19 protein-coding genes are annotated in these 14,419 nt (G+C 53.9%); 15 read left to right on the forward strand and 4 right to left on the reverse strand.

All coding sequences use genetic code 11. The annotated features are described in order from the left end of the window. Positions 1-74: 74 nt before the first annotated feature. From thyX to GEI7105_RS0103115, 7 genes are all read left to right on the forward strand, one after another. The gene (gene thyX / locus GEI7105_RS0103085; RefSeq protein ID WP_017659017.1) at positions 75-851 is read left to right on the forward strand and encodes an FAD-dependent thymidylate synthase; all 777 of its coding nucleotides are present in this window, start codon (positions 75-77) and stop codon (positions 849-851) included. A 376-nt stretch (positions 852-1,227) separates the two neighbouring features. Further along, positions 1,228-2,961 (forward strand): DUF3352 domain-containing protein, encoded by a 1,734-nt coding sequence (locus GEI7105_RS0103090; protein WP_017659018.1) that lies wholly within the window; start codon positions 1,228-1,230, stop codon positions 2,959-2,961. Positions 2,962-3,117: 156 nt separating this feature from the next. Beyond that, positions 3,118-3,960, forward strand: a complete 843-nt coding sequence (locus GEI7105_RS0103095) for a Crp/Fnr family transcriptional regulator (protein ID WP_017659019.1) — start codon at positions 3,118-3,120, stop codon at positions 3,958-3,960. Positions 3,961-4,116: 156 nt separating this feature from the next. Continuing rightward, complete coding sequence (gene era / locus GEI7105_RS0103100; RefSeq protein WP_017659020.1) at positions 4,117-5,055, forward strand: GTPase Era; 939 nt, start codon at positions 4,117-4,119, stop codon at positions 5,053-5,055. Positions 5,056-5,184: 129 nt separating this feature from the next. Beyond that, positions 5,185-5,868 (forward strand): LmeA family phospholipid-binding protein, encoded by a 684-nt coding sequence (locus GEI7105_RS33065; protein ID WP_071591959.1) that lies wholly within the window; start codon positions 5,185-5,187, stop codon positions 5,866-5,868. 88 nt (positions 5,869-5,956) lie between these two features. Then, positions 5,957-6,556 carry a DUF3177 family protein gene (locus tag GEI7105_RS0103110; RefSeq protein ID WP_017659023.1) on the forward strand — a complete coding sequence of 200 codons (600 nt, stop codon included), beginning with the start codon at positions 5,957-5,959 and terminating at the stop codon, positions 6,554-6,556. Between the two features lie 24 nt (positions 6,557-6,580). Next, positions 6,581-6,877, forward strand: coding sequence for a DUF7734 family protein (locus GEI7105_RS0103115; RefSeq protein ID WP_017659024.1), 297 nt, complete (start codon positions 6,581-6,583; stop codon positions 6,875-6,877). A gap of 15 nt (positions 6,878-6,892) precedes the next feature. On the opposite strand, the gene GEI7105_RS34320 is transcribed toward GEI7105_RS0103115, so the two are convergent. The 4 genes from GEI7105_RS34320 to ndhN all read right to left on the reverse strand — a co-directional run bounded on the left by GEI7105_RS34320 (position 6,893) and on the right by ndhN (position 9,557). After that, positions 6,893-7,069, reverse strand: a complete 177-nt coding sequence (locus GEI7105_RS34320; RefSeq protein WP_017659025.1) for a type II toxin-antitoxin system HicB family antitoxin — start codon at positions 7,067-7,069, stop codon at positions 6,893-6,895. Between the two features lie 182 nt (positions 7,070-7,251). Next, complete coding sequence (gene purU / locus GEI7105_RS0103125) at positions 7,252-8,106, reverse strand: formyltetrahydrofolate deformylase (protein ID WP_017659026.1); 855 nt, start codon at positions 8,104-8,106, stop codon at positions 7,252-7,254. A gap of 102 nt (positions 8,107-8,208) precedes the next feature. After that, positions 8,209-8,808: a gamma-glutamylcyclotransferase family protein gene (locus GEI7105_RS0103130; RefSeq protein ID WP_017659027.1), complete on the reverse strand. Its 600-nt coding sequence runs from the start codon at positions 8,806-8,808 to the stop codon at positions 8,209-8,211. 275 nt (positions 8,809-9,083) lie between these two features. Next, a complete protein-coding gene (gene ndhN, locus GEI7105_RS0103135) occupies positions 9,084-9,557 on the reverse strand; it encodes an NAD(P)H-quinone oxidoreductase subunit N (RefSeq protein ID WP_017659028.1) in 474 nt (157 codons plus the stop codon). A 21-nt stretch (positions 9,558-9,578) separates the two neighbouring features. Here ndhN and GEI7105_RS38165 point away from each other — a divergent pair, with 21 nt between their 5' ends. From GEI7105_RS38165 to rpsC, 8 genes are all read left to right on the forward strand, one after another. Next, positions 9,579-9,749, forward strand: coding sequence for a hypothetical protein (locus GEI7105_RS38165; RefSeq protein WP_158413148.1), 171 nt, complete (start codon positions 9,579-9,581; stop codon positions 9,747-9,749). A 663-nt stretch (positions 9,750-10,412) separates the two neighbouring features. Beyond that, a complete protein-coding gene (gene rplC / locus GEI7105_RS0103145; RefSeq protein WP_026097385.1) occupies positions 10,413-11,051 on the forward strand; it encodes a 50S ribosomal protein L3 in 639 nt (212 codons plus the stop codon). A gap of 35 nt (positions 11,052-11,086) precedes the next feature. Beyond that, positions 11,087-11,719 (forward strand): 50S ribosomal protein L4, encoded by a 633-nt coding sequence (rplD, locus tag GEI7105_RS0103150; RefSeq protein WP_017659031.1) that lies wholly within the window; start codon positions 11,087-11,089, stop codon positions 11,717-11,719. Further along, entirely contained in the window at positions 11,712-12,017 is a 306-nt protein-coding gene (locus tag GEI7105_RS0103155) for a 50S ribosomal protein L23 (RefSeq protein ID WP_017659032.1), read from the forward strand. Before rplD ends, GEI7105_RS0103155 begins: the two co-directional genes overlap by 8 nt. Before the next feature lie 59 nt (positions 12,018-12,076). Next, entirely contained in the window at positions 12,077-12,940 is an 864-nt protein-coding gene (gene rplB, locus GEI7105_RS0103160; RefSeq protein WP_017659033.1) for a 50S ribosomal protein L2, read from the forward strand. A gap of 57 nt (positions 12,941-12,997) precedes the next feature. Then, positions 12,998-13,276, forward strand: a complete 279-nt coding sequence (rpsS, locus tag GEI7105_RS0103165) for a 30S ribosomal protein S19 (protein ID WP_017659034.1) — start codon at positions 12,998-13,000, stop codon at positions 13,274-13,276. 15 nt (positions 13,277-13,291) lie between these two features. Further along, the gene (gene rplV, locus GEI7105_RS0103170) at positions 13,292-13,654 is read left to right on the forward strand and encodes a 50S ribosomal protein L22 (RefSeq protein ID WP_017659035.1); all 363 of its coding nucleotides are present in this window, start codon (positions 13,292-13,294) and stop codon (positions 13,652-13,654) included. Between the two features lie 18 nt (positions 13,655-13,672). After that, positions 13,673-14,401, forward strand: coding sequence for a 30S ribosomal protein S3 (gene rpsC, locus GEI7105_RS0103175; protein ID WP_017659036.1), 729 nt, complete (start codon positions 13,673-13,675; stop codon positions 14,399-14,401). Positions 14,402-14,419 lie beyond the last annotated feature (18 nt).

Here is a 14,419-nt window from a genome sequence, read left to right on the forward strand (position 1 = left end):
TTGGGTTTCGTTCCTCAATCCAACCTATAAGCAACAACTTTTGACGCAAGAACACTGCTGAATCGTCCGACATCATGAAATTAGCCACAGCAAAAGATCTACTCGAAAACTGTCCTAAATTGCGCGTAGAAATCGACCCAGACGGTACGTCGCCCTCTCCCAACCGCGCCATTTGGAAAGGACAACATCAATGCGTTTACGAAGGATTCGCATTTGACGACAAAGCCCCCGACGAACGCCAAGCCGGAAAATCCGTCGTCAACACCCTATTAAAAGCCAACAAAGGGCATTATTCCCCCTTACGATGGGCGCACGTCGTCCTGCATATGAACGGTTTCGACCACAACACGATTATGCAGTTCGTTCGCCACCAAGATAGCGCCCATCTCGTGCAATCGATGCGCTACACTGGAAAGCGAATCGCCGCCTGGTGCAAGCAACAAAAGGACAGGGAATCGATCGATGGAATCGAAGAGATTCACTATCAACGTCCGGCGGGATTTACCTATGTCGATCGCTACGGACAAAAAGTAGAATACACCGAAGAGCTTCGCCAGCAAGATTTAAAACGAGCGGCGCAGTCCTATTTTGAATATGCTGAACAAGTCGATCTCGGATATCCTTTCGAGATGGCGAGAGGCTGTTTGCCCACGGGGTTTCGGCAAAATTACACCCTAGCGGCGGATTTACAAGCTTTATTACATATTCTCGATCAGCGCACGAAAAAAGACGCGCAAATTGAGGCTCAAGTGTTAGCCGATTTGATTTTAAATCAGCTCGATCGCTGGGTTCCTGAAATCGCCCACTGGTATCGCGACGCTCGTTATGGAAAAGCGATTCTCGCTCCTTAAAACTTCCTTTTTTCAATCCTCCATCTCGGAGGATTTCTTGTATGTTTTATTTAGGTTGGGTTTCGTTCCTCAATCCAACAGCCTAACCGTTAATTTGAAACGGTTTTATAAAAAGTTTTCTGATGAATTTTTCGCGATCGAGTCTTTTTAGACAAGGATTTCACGAAGCAAATTTATTATCAAATAAAACATTTTTTGTCAACAAAATTTAAAAAGAATTAAACCGCTCGATCGCCCCCCTCAGTCCAACGACAAAAGCCAGATCCCCGGCATCTCCGAGATGCCGGGGATCTTTTCCGTCCCGATACCCGAGACTCCAACAAGATGGAATAATGGCAGATGGGAGATCTCTCCTTGGCGAAGTCAGACAAAATCCATGAAGACACGCGCGTTTTCTCCATTTTCCATTTCCATTTTGGCGGTTCTGGTGCTAACCGTCGTCTGGAGCGTTTACTGGTTCGGGTTCCAGAGTTCCCTGACCCTGCTGCGGGGTGCGCCGATTTCCGAACCCGTAGCGGCGATGTTCGTTCCCAAAGACGCCCCCCTGGTGATGTCGCTGTTTGCGAACCCGCAGAAACTCCAGAACTTGCGACAACTGCGAACCCCTCTGAGAAAACGCGGTCAAGCCCGCGCGGAGTTCGATCGCCTCAAACGCAGTCTTCTCGCGGACACCGATCTAAACTACGAACGGGATATCAAGCCCTGGCTGGGGAACGAAATCACCCTCGCCGTCACCACCCCCGACCTCGATCGCGACCCCAAAAACGGAACTCAACCCGGCTATCTGCTGGCGTTGGAAGTCAAAGACGCCGAACAAAGTCGCGAATTCCTCGATTTATTTTGGCAAAACAAAGCCGTTTCCGGGCGCGATCTCCAATTCGAGCAGTATAAAGGGGTCAAACTCATCTACAGCACGAAAATCCAACCCCCCAGTCGCGACGGCTTGCAACTAAAAGACTTCAACCCCTTCGCCAAATCTAGCGCCGGAGAATGGTCGAGTGCAGTCGTCGGCGATCGCTTCGTCTTGTTCGCCAACGCCCCGGAAGTCCTCCGCAAAGCCATCAACGACGTACAGGTTGACGATCTCAACCTCAACGGTTCCCCCACCTATCGCAAAGCCCTCGATCGCATGAGCGATCGACGCATCGGCTTACTTCTCGGAGACGTTCCCCAACTCGCCGCATGGCTGGGAGGCGAATCCGTGCGCCCCGACTCCCAACTCCCCGACACCCTCGCCGTCGGCTTGACCCTCTCCCGTAAAGGTCTCGTCGCCGATACCGTCTGGGCCAGCGAATCCGACGAGTCCACCGTCACCCCCCAACTCGATCGCCCCGTCGCCGCCCTCAACTACATCCCCGAAAACAGCGCCCTCGTCATCGCCGGACGGGATCTCGATACCCGCTGGAACCGCCTTTCCAACGCCCTCTCGGGAGACGACCTCTTTTCTCGCCTCGTCTCGCAACCCCTGTCCGAACTCGAAAGCCGTTGGGGTATTTCTCTCCCCGAAGACATCTTTAGCTGGGTCGAGGGAGAATACGCCCTCGCCTTACTTCCCGGTGTCGATCTCCACGAAACCGACTGGCTGTTTGTGGCCGAAGACTCCGACGCCGCTGACGCTTCGATGCAAAAACTGGACGACGCCGCCCTCGAAAAAGGCTACAGCGTCGGCCCGTTTACTCTGAAAGACCAGCATCGCATCCTGGCTTGGACGCGCCTGGTGACAAAAGAAGGAGAAACCGCTGAAGGAAACTTGCGCTTGCGCCTGGAAGCCGACGTGATGGGCGTGCGGGGACAAATCGACAACTATCGCATTCTCGCCAGTTCCATCGAGGCGATCGATCGCGCCGTCAGCGCCCCCCGTCGTTTCTCTTTACTCAGCGATAAAGGCTTCTCCAAAAAACTCGGCATTTTTCCCACTCCCAACGATGGCTATCTCTATTTAAATTGGGAAAACGGCAAACAACCCATTAAAGAACGAATTCCGTTTTTGAAAGTGTTAGAACTAGCTGGAAAACCCGCTTTAGAACATATTCGATCGCTGACCACTAGCACCTACGGTAGCGAAAACGGCGTTCGTCGCGCTGAAGTCCTGTTCGAGTTCTCCCCTTAACCGCGAGTTCTCCAGGCATTTTCAGCATCCCTCGGGTGCATTTTCGCCAGAAGCCCGGTATCTTCCAAGTCCGTAACTCCCGTCAGATACCGGGTTTCTCAAATTTATCAAAATGGGTTTCTCAGACAGATTTCAACAGAATCGAAAACACCGCCGATGGAAAACCGCGATCGCATCGTTGCACTTTTAAAATACACGAGTTTGGGGCGAGACCTGTCCGAGACCGACATCCAAAAACTACTCGAAGTCGGAACCGTCTGCGACGCCGACACGGGACATTTACTGTGTGTCGAAGGAACCCCCAGCGATTCCCTTTGCGTTCTCCTCAACGGCGAAGCCGAACTGCTCAAAAACGACGCCACCGGAAACCCGCTGCTGTTGGGTAAAATTTCCCAAGGCGAAACCATCGGCGAGTTGGGGTTCGTGTTGAACTATCCCCGTCTCGGAAGCGTTCGCACCACCTGTCCGTCGTTGATTTTCGTCCTACACCGCACCGAATTCGATCGCCTGTTCTCCACCAGTCGCGTCGGCGTCAAACTCGCCCTGCGCCTCTGTGAACTCGCCCACCGACATCTGGGCCACCTCGTCGAAAAAAACGATCGCTTCGTCCGCGACTACGGCGACGCCCTCACCAACCTCGATCGCCTGCGAATCGCGCCCCCAGATACCGACACGCAACCGTTACGAGACACCCTCACCCTCGAGATCGATCGCCTACGAGAACAACACCACCAATTGCAACAACAACTCTATCCCGTCCACCAACCCCAAAAACCCAAACGCCGCCCCAATCGAAAACTTCAGATCGCGTTAGGATCGATTCTCGGCTTAGGGGCGATCGCCGGAATTCTGTATCTCATCTTCGAGATCGATCGACTGCGCGACAAAGCCTCCGAACCGCCTTATCCCGCTGTCCTTCCCGACATTTCCGACGCAACCCAATGCACCGGAGACGGACGCTATTGGTACGACGAACAATGTTTCGACTTCACCCAATAGTTGGTAGGGAACGGGGAACGCCGGATCTGGGAACGGGGAACAATTGAGGAACCTCGATTCTCTGTGTCCCGATTCTCTGTGTCCCGATTCTCTGTGTCCTCTGTGTCTCTGTGGTGCAAAACGCCCTCCACTCCTCCACACCCCGCTAACCGCATCATGACCGATTTCGCCAACCTCCCCCTGATTCCCGCCGCCCCAGAAGGCTTTAAATCTGGATTTATCGGCATTATCGGCCGTCCCAACGTGGGAAAATCCACCTTAATGAATCTGATGGTGGGACAAAAAATCGCCATCACCTCCCCCGTGGCGCAAACCACCCGCAACCGCCTACAGGGAATCCTCACCACCCCCGAGGCGCAACTGATTTTCATCGACACGCCGGGAATCCACAAACCCCATCACCAACTCGGAAAAGTCCTGGTTCAAAACGCCAAAATCGCCATCGAATCGGTAGACGTATTGCTGTTTGTCGTCGATAGTTCCGTCGAAGCAGGTGGCGGCGATCGCTACATCGCAGCGTTACTCAAAGACGTATCCGTTCCCGTGATTTTGGGACTCAACAAAAGCGACGTACAAGCGCAAGATAAAGTTGAAGCGATCGATCGCTCTTACCGCGAGTTAATCGGCGATCGCCCTTGGGAACTGGTGAAATTTTCCGCCCTAACCGGAGAAGGCGTCGAACCGCTAAAACACAACCTGAGCGATCGCCTCGAACCCGGACCTTACTACTATCCCCCGGATTTCGTCACCGATCGCCCCGAACGCTTCGTCATGGGTGAATTAATTCGCGAACAAATTCTGTTGTTAACCCGCGAAGAAGTTCCCCATTCCGTCGCCATTTCCATCGAGCGCGTCCAAGAAGACCAAAAAATCACCCGTGTTTTTGCTACGATTCACGTCGAACGATCGTCTCAAAAAGGCATTATCATCGGCAAAGGCGGACAAATGCTCAAACGCATCGGTTCGGCGGCGCGAGAGCAAATTCAAAAGCTGATTAGCGGTCAAATTTATCTAGAACTGTTCGTGAAAGTGCAACCGAAATGGAGACAATCCCGCTTGCACTTGGCAGAATTGGGCTATCAAATCGAAGAATAGACAGACAACGAATCGACCCTCAAAATCTGAAAATCTCCCCCTCTCCCTTTCTCCCCCTCTCCCTTTCTCCCCCTCTCCCCCTCTCCCTTTCTCCCCCTCTCCCCCTCTCCCTTTCTCCCCCTCTCGAATATGTCCACCTCTCCGGTTGATTTACAAAAACCCTCAAAAAGCTCTGTCGGAAGCGCGATCGCCGCTGCATTGCGCCTGTGGTTGCGTTCCCAAGTCGAAACCGTCGATCGCATCGAAATCGACCTCAACGGACGCAATCGCGACATCCTCAGCGGCTACGTTCCCCAAGTCTCCATTTCCGCCCGACGCGCCGTCTATCAAGGCTTACACCTGAGTCACATCGACCTCTGCGGCGATCGCATCCGTATCAATCTGTGGCAAATTCTCAAAGGGAAACCCCTGCGGTTACTCGAACCCGTACCCGTCTCCGTGCGCTTGCACCTCCACGATCGCGATCTCACCCGTTCCCTCGCCTCGCCATTGCTGCAAACGCCCGTACAAGAATTGTTTCAAAGCGTTCTTCCCGACGCCGTAGATTTCTCCACCGCAGAGGTTCGATTCGATCGCGCCTCCCTCATCCTCTCCGCCTCCACACCGCAACCGTTTACCCTCAGTACCGAAGTGCGCGTCGCCGAAAACAACCAACTGCAATTTCTGACGCCACAACTCGAAACCGACAGGCGACAAGACTTTCCCACGATTACCGTTCCCTTCGATTCCCAAGTCCAACTCGACGAACTGAGGCTCGATCGCGGTAAACTCTCCATTTCCGGTTGTCTTATCGTTCGCAGCGACGAACCGTAATTTCAGCCTTCGGTGTTTTGTCGCACCCTTGCCGAGCGCGAAGTGGTAACATCGTTCGAGTAAGTGCGCCCCGCATCCAAAATCCCGAATGTTCGACGAACCTTTACTGCAACAGCTCGTCTGGACGGATTACCGTCTCGCCGTTTTCCTCACCGTCTCGCTTCCCTTGGTTTTGCTGATTTGGGCGTTCGTCCAAAAAGCCGAAGCCATGCAACGCCTCCTCGTCATCTATTGGCGTGTCGCGAGTTTGTTGGCGATTACCGTCTATTTGGCGATCGCGTCGCTTCCCATTAGCTTCATTACGGGATTCATGGCGCGTCTGTTAATTCCCGCCTCCCTGTGGTTTTGGGTCGATATCAACGACGAAATCGAAGACCGTCCGCCCTCTCCGTTAAAATGGACGATGACCGCGTGGCGTTGGGCGGTGACGCTTTATTGCATCATTGGCGCGATTTTTCAAGCCTATTCGTTGCGGTGCGCCGCATTGACGACTGACGCTCTCGTAGAGGATTTCGCCTGTCGCGTCTGGTTGGAAGCACCTTGGGGCTATAAAGCCATGTTCCACCCCAACGGTTCGCCGCAAATCCTCGGCTTCTTTGCGATCGTCGGTTTGGCGGTTTACGTCATTTGCTTGTTGTATTTCTGCTTCGTTCGCCTGGGTAAGCAAGGGCGATCGGCTTTGGGATAGGGTTTAGCATAACCTCGAAAAATTATGGCTTCTGCGATCGCGCGTCTGGAACAGTACACCATCAAACGCCCCCAAGAGGTGCTACTCGTCTCCGCCACAGTAGAGGGGGAAGAGGACGAAATCGTCATTTTCAAGGGGTTTTCCAGTTCGCTAATGCGTCCGACAGCGTTCGATCCCGACGTGTCGGTACTTCCCGACGATGCGACAATTGAGAAGATCGATCGCCTGCAAAGTCCCTACGTTCCCGAAAATCCCCAGTACATCGAACAGGGTTTAACTTGGGAAACCATGCAACCCTATCTCGAATCTGTGGGAGTTTAAGGTATTGCACATAAGTCATTGCAAAACACTGAGGTTCTCGTTTGCAACCTCAAGCCAACCTCGAATCGCATCTTCGAGATTTGCCAAAACTTCTTCCCAGGTATCGCCTTCAGTGATACACCCAGGTAGTGCAGGAACTTCAGCCCAGTAACCACCTTCTTCTGCTGAATGAACGATCGCTTTAAGTTTCATCGCTCGTTTACCTCATACCTTAGAAAACTTCAAAACAAGTTAGAGTATTAAAAGCTAAATTTTATTGTAGCAAATCTTTTTCTCAAAACTCATTCTCGTTGTTCTCGTGCGCTCGTTTCCCGATTTCGCATGGGAATGTAGTCGGGAGGACTATTACCTCCCCACCACCCGAAAACATCAATCTAAGCAAAAACAACCGTGCGATTGTTGTAAGACAAAACGCGACGATGCAAATGCGATCGCACCGCTCTCGCTAACACCATCCGCTCCAAATCTTTCCCTTTCCGAATCAAATCGGCAACCGTATCCCGGTGACTGACGCGCACCACATCCTGCTCGATAATCGGTCCTTCATCGAGATTTTCCGTCACGTAATGCGCCGTTGCCCCAATAATCTTAACCCCCCGTTTGTACGCCCGGTGATAAGGTTTTGCTCCTGCAAACGCCGGAAGAAACGAATGGTGAATATTGATGACTTTCGGAAATTTTTCGACAAAATCCGAACTGAGAATCTGCATATATTTCGCCAACACCACGAGGTCGATATCGTACTGTTGCAACAGTTCCAGTTCTCGGGCTTCCTGTTCCGCTTTCGTCTCTTTCGTAATGGGAACGTGATGAAAATCGATACCAAACTGTTCGGCGATCGGCTGCAATTCTGTATGATTGCTAAGAATTAACGGGATTTCCGCTTGAAACTCTTTCGCCTTTTGACGCCACAACAAATCGAGCAAACAGTGGTCTTGTTTCGTCACCCAAATGGCGATGCGCGGAACGTCATCGGAAAAATGGAGTTCCCAGTCTGCTTCCAAAGGCTTCGCCACCGCATCGAAAGCCGGGGCAATAATCTCTCGAGGCAGGTTAAAACCGTCGAGTTGCCATTCAATGCGGCTGAGAAACAGTCCGGCGGAAAAGTCCGTATGATGGTCGGCGTGGATGATATTTCCGCCGTTGGAATAGATAAAATTGGCGATTTTCGCCACGAGTCCCTGGCGATCGGGACAAGCCAAAAGTAAAATTGCAGTGGAACCGTTCATGAATCGTTGCAGTCGATCGCTGCGCTAGTGCGGTTTTCGAGGGTTTGCTATCAAAGGTTGCACAAATTGCAAACCCCGATTATACACAGCTTCTCGAGCCTTTTATGCCGAACGGGGAAGTTCGATTGCCCCTTGCTGTTGTTGCAGTCGATACATATGCTCGAACAACCGCCAGCAATAGGCTTCGGAGAGTCCGCAAGTCACAGCCCCCCGTAACACTACGTTGAAATACCAGTCGTTGGGGGCGAGTTCGCGGGGAAGTTTGTTCACGACAACGTAAGTCCGAACGTCGCTATAGTGGCGATCGCCACACTGTACGGCGATGGTTTCGCGGCGATAGCCTCCCGTGGGGATTTCTTCCCGTTCGTCGAGGCGATCGCTCAAACGCCAGGGAAGACGGTACAGAACCCCCTCAACGCGAGCGTTATCGTCGCGCACGACATCGAGAACGCCACAGTTGCGACGGCGCGATCGACGGTTGAAGGCGAGGCGATATCCGTCGAGAACCGCCGTACCCACCACGTAGTCTCGCGTACTTTCGCCGAGGGTTCGCTGTAGGTCGATCGGACACATACAACTACCGTAGGCGAAATAATAGAAACTGGTTTCGGACAATACTCGATGGTGGGGTGTGCGATCGAGACAACGTTTGCTCGATCGTGCGATTTCGCTTGGCGACAGTCGATCGGGGCGATCGCTCATAGCAAACCTCCTAAACGTGACAGAGATAACAGCTTGACTTGTAGGCTGTTTGTAAGATTGCGTTGGATAAAATTCTCCACCCATCTTATCAAAACCACAGTATCTCGACCGAGAAACCGTAGATTAACTTAACAAAGCGCCACCAACAACAACGACGCACCGAAAACATCGGTACGCCGTCGATCGAGATATTGAAAAATCAGAGAATTTTAGAGAATTTAGAGACACAAAGCCACAAGAGAACCGAGCTTTCTCATCATCCCCTCATTTCCCAATTAAGCCGGAACCAGAACGTCTTCAAGAGACATCCAACGGAAGACGCGATCGCCGCCCACTTCCACCACCACTTTCACGCGGGGTTCAATTTTCGGAAGTGCCGTCAAATATTCAAGTTCCTGACGAGACAACACTCTTCCATCGAAAATCCACAGCAATAGACCTTTCGATCGATCCGGAAGCGTATCCAGTTGAGTTTGCACGATCGGGGGAACGTAAGCGATCGGCCCCACCGCACCGTCACCGAAATCCTTTTTACCCAAATGAGGGGGACGAACGCCGTGAACGCCCATCAAATAAGACGCCAAATCGCCCAATCCCCGAGCGCAGAGCGAAATACTCGTATAACCCGCAGCCCGAGCGCGTCGTTGGTAACGTCCTTCAAAGCCACCTTCGAGGGGAACGTAAGCCCCCAACGCCCCAAACTGTTCGAGATCTGATAGAAATTTTTTGCCGTTTGCCAGTAATATCATGCCTTTGAAACTCTCTATAGATTGCCATCGACGCGCCTAGCGCGAGACCGCCACAGAACCGTCCGACAAGACGCGATCGCAAATTACCGCAACAATCCTTTAAAAAAGTATAGCCCCACAGCGGGATTCCCACGAGGATACGGCCGAGTCAGCCTACAGGATAGCGATCGCATTTTACCGACCTTCAGTTGAGGAAACAGGGAGCGGGCAACAGTAAGGGATTTTAGTTAGATGCGAGCGATCGGTGTCAGTGAGTATCCTCGACCGCCTGAAGAGTCAGAAGCTCCGACGTAGCGATGGTGTTGGGCGAGGTTAAATCCCCTCCAACACCTGCACGATTCCCTGTTGCCTTTAAATTAAATTCTCCCCGAACTAGACAATTAAGATAGACTCGCGTATACTGGGAAATTGCGACTGAAAGTTATAGAAAAACGTTAGCACTATATACTATAGTGCGACTCGATCGCGTAGCCTACGGGACTGGCTTACTGCCCTCAACAAGGCACCAAGTCGCAAGCGTAGAGGTCTTCCCGCGCCCGAACCGTCCATGTTATCGGCGTCTGGGAAAATTCGGAAACGGTTCCCCAACATCAGTTGCGAACCCGCTCCGGAGATACTGGGCGAACCCAAAGTTTACCTAAGTCTCAGCCGAACTCGGCAACCTCGAAACAGCTTTAACGGACACCCCAGTTCAACGTATCGAATCTCCTCGATCGCGGCAACCGAAGTGGTTCTAGAGAACCATCTGCGGTTGTCGCGTTATAGGGGTGTCAAACGCTGCGAGCGATCTGTGGGTGAGGCATACGCCAACCTATCTTCGTATGTGTAGTGGCTAAACAAGGAGAAAACAGTACCGTGTCTGTTGGGATTCTCGGCAAAAAAGTCGGCATGACGCAAATCTTTAACGAGGAAGGCATAGCCGTCCCCGTTACCGTCGTTGAAGCCGGACCGTGCAAAGTCACGCAAATCAAAACCAAAGAAACTGACGGGTACGAAGCCGTACAAATCGGCTACGACGAAGTCAAACCTAAAGCACTGAACAACCCGCTACTGGGTCATCTCAAAAAATCCGATTCCCCGGCTCTGCGTCACCTGCGCGAATACAAACCCGCCAGTGTCAGCGAGTACGAACTCGGACAGTCCGTCACCGTCGAAATCTTTGAAAACGGACAAATCGTAGACGTAACCGGTCACAGCATCGGCAGAGGCTTCACCGGATATCAAAAGCGCCATAACTTCAAGCGCGGGCCCATGTCTCACGGGTCGAAAAACCACCGCCTCCCCGGTTCGACGGGCGCCGGAACGACCCCCGGTCGTGTCTATCCCGGCAAACGGATGGCCGGTCGCAAAGGAAACGATCGCGTCACCGTCCGCAAACTGACCGTCGTTAAAATCGATGCCGAACGGAACCTGCTGCTCGTGAAAGGGTCCGTTCCCGGAAAACCCGGAAGCTTAATCAGCATCGCCCCCGCCAATATCGTTGGCGCCAAATAGTCCTTCCATCCTCGAACGAGTAACAGACGATCGACATGGTTAATTGTGTAGTTCGCAACTGGCAAGGCGAAGAAGTGGGACAAGCCACCTTCGAACTCAAAGTTGCCAAAGAAGAAAGCGCCGCCCACATCGTCCACCGCGCCCTCGTGCGTCAAACGACCAACGCCCGCCAAGGGACGGCTTCCACCAAAACTCGCGCCGAAGTGCGCGGTGGCGGTCGCAAGCCCTGGCGTCAAAAAGGCACCGGTCGCGCCCGGGCCGGGTCGAACCGGTCTCCCCTGTGGCGAGGCGGTGGGGTCATCTTCGGTCCCAAACCGAGAGAATACAACCTCAAAATGAACCGAAAAGAGCGGCGTCTCGCCCTGAGAACCGCCTTTTCCAGCCGTGCCGAAGATCTGATCGTCGTCGAAGAATTCGCCGAACAGTTTTCGCGCCCCAAGACGAAAGACCTCGTCAACGCCTTCGAGCGTTGGGGCATCGACGCCGACGGCAAAATCCTAATGATTTTGCCGGAAATCCCCGACAACGTATATCTGTCGGCTCGTAACGTCGAGCGGCTCAAAACCATCGCCGCCACCAACCTCAACGTCTACGACCTGCTTCACGCCGACAAAATCGTGACCACGGCCGCAGGATTAGCCAAGATTCAGGAGGTTTACAGTGACTAAAACCGTTTCGCAGCGCGACCTAGCCGATATCATCCGTTGCCCCCTCATCACCGAGAAAGCCACGCGGCTGATGGAGAACAACCAATACACCTTTGACGTCGCGCTCAAAGCCACCAAGCCCGAAATCAAAGCGGCCGTCGAAGCCATGTTCGAGGTCAAAGTGGTTTCCGTGCAAACCCTCCGCAAACCGCTGAAGAAAAAGCGCGTCGGACGTTTCGTCGGATACAAAGCCCAGTACAAACGCGCGATCGTTCGGCTGGCCGACGGCGACTCCATCGACCTGTTCCCCGACGTTTAAAACTGGCGTCCGAACCCTCGCCCCTTCTTTCGTAGCACACCAAACCTGAGACAAACATCATGGGTATTCGTTCGTACCGACCCTACACCCCGAGTACTCGCCAAGCCACCGTCTCGGACTTCTCCGAAGTCACTCGGAGCAAACCCGAGAAAAGCCTGACCAAATCCAAACACCGCGCCAAAGGGCGTAACAACCGGGGCGTCATCACCTGTCGCCATCGCGGTGGCGGTCACAAACGCCGCTATCGCTTCGTCGACTTCCGCCGGGACAAACACAACGTACCCGCCAAAGTCGCAGCGATCGAATACGACCCCAACCGCAACGCCCGCATCGCCTTACTGCACTACCAAGACGGCGAAAAGCGTTACATCCTGCATCCGAGCGGACTGGCCGTCGGCAGCACCGTCGTTGCCGGCCCCGAGTCCCCCATCGAAGTCGGAAACGCCCTGCCCCTGGGAAGCATTCCCCTGGGTACGAGCGTCCACAACGTCGAACTCATGCCCGGTCGCGGCGGTCAAATCGTCCGCGCAGCAGGAACCAGCGCCCAAGTGGTCGCCAAAGAAGGTAACTTTGTCACCCTGAAACTGCCTTCGACCGAAGTTCGCATGGTACGCCGCGAATGCTACGCCACCATCGGACAAGTGGGCAACAGCGAAGCCAGAAACCTGACCCTCGGCAAAGCCGGACGCACCCGCTGGAAAGGTCGTCGCCCGCAAGTGCGCGGTAGCGTCATGAACCCCGTCGATCACCCCCACGGTGGCGGTGAAGGACGGGCGCCCATCGGTCGCAGCGGTCCGATGACCCCCTGGGGCAAACCCGCACTAGGGATGAAAACCCGTCAGAAGAACAAACAAAGCGACAAATACATCGTGCGTCGCCGTCGTAAGACTTCCAAACGCAGCCGGGGCGGACGCGAAAGCTAAACCTCGTCCGGCCGCATCAGAACGGACTCCCTCTGTGTACTTCACTATCGCGAAACTATGAGTCGATCGCTCAAAAAAGGGCCTTTCATCGCCGACAGCTTGATGAAAAAAATCGAAGCCCTCAACGCCAAAAACGAAAAACAAGTTATCAAAACCTGGTCTCGCGCATCTACGATCGTGCCGCAGATGATCGGACATACCATCGCCGTCCATAACGGTCGCGCTCACGTCCCCGTCTACGTTAGCGAGCAAATGGTCGGCCACAAACTCGGAGAATTCGCCCCGACGCGCACCTTCCGAGGCCACGCCAAGAGTGATAAAAAAGCCCGCCGCTAGAGAAGGAGAAGCCTCATGGCTGTCGATACTACCGAACAAGCAAAGGCGACTGCGCGCTATATCCGAATGTCCCCCCATAAAGTGCGCCGCGTACTCGACCAAATTCGGGGACGGACTTACCGGGAAGCACTGGTCATCTTAGAATTCATGCCCTACCGGGCTTGCGACCCCGTCCTCAAAGTCCTGCGTTCGGCCGTCGCCAACGCCGAACACAACCTCGGCATCGATCCGGCGTCCCTCGTGGTGTCCGAAGCCTTCGCCGACCAAGGGCCGAGCCTGAAACGCTATCGCCCTCGCGCTCAAGGTCGCGCTTACATGATTCGCCGACCCACCTGTCACATCACCGTGGCAGTCGCCCCTGAAATTGACGAAGAGTAGACAAGAGGACTAGGACTCGTGGGACAAAAGATTCACCCGACTGGGTTTCGCTTGGGAGTAACCCAAGAACACCGCTCTCGTTGGTTCGCCGATAGCAAACGCTATCCCGAACTGCTCAAAGAAGACCGCCTGATTCGGGAGTATATCCAAAACAACCTGAACAACGCCGGAATTTCGGAAGTTCGCATCGAACGCAAGGCCGACCAAATCGACCTGGAAATTCGCACCGCCCGTCCCGGTGTAGTCGTCGGTCGCGGTGGCAGCGGCATCGAAAGCCTGCGGACGAACCTGCAACGGATTCTCGGCGGTAGCAACCGTCAAATTCGCATCAACGTCGTCGAAGTGACCCGTGTGGACGCCGACGCCGCCTTGATTGCCGAATATATCGCCCAACAACTCGAACGGCGGGTGTCCTTCCGTCGCGTCGTGCGCCAAGCCATCCAACGAGCCCAGCGCGCTGGCGTCGAAGGCATCAAAGTGCAAGTGGCCGGACGCCTCAACGGTGCCGAAATCGCACGGACTGAATGGACTCGCGAAGGTCGCGTTCCCCTGCATACGTTACGGGCTGATATCGATTACTGCTACCGTACCGCCCGCACCATTTACGGCATCCTGGGCGTGAAAGTGTGGATTTTCAAAGGCGAAATCTTGCCGGGACAGGAAGAAAAAGCGCCCGCGAACGCCGATCGCCCTCGCCGTCGCCAACAGCGTCGCAGACAGTTTGAAGATCGCTCCAACGAAGGGTAAAACCGAGTCCCGTCGGTC

It is taken from the genome of Baaleninema simplex PCC 7105 (assembly GCF_000332355.1).
Classification (GTDB): Bacteria; Cyanobacteriota; Cyanobacteriia; order Cyanobacteriales; family Geitlerinemataceae; genus Baaleninema; species Baaleninema simplex.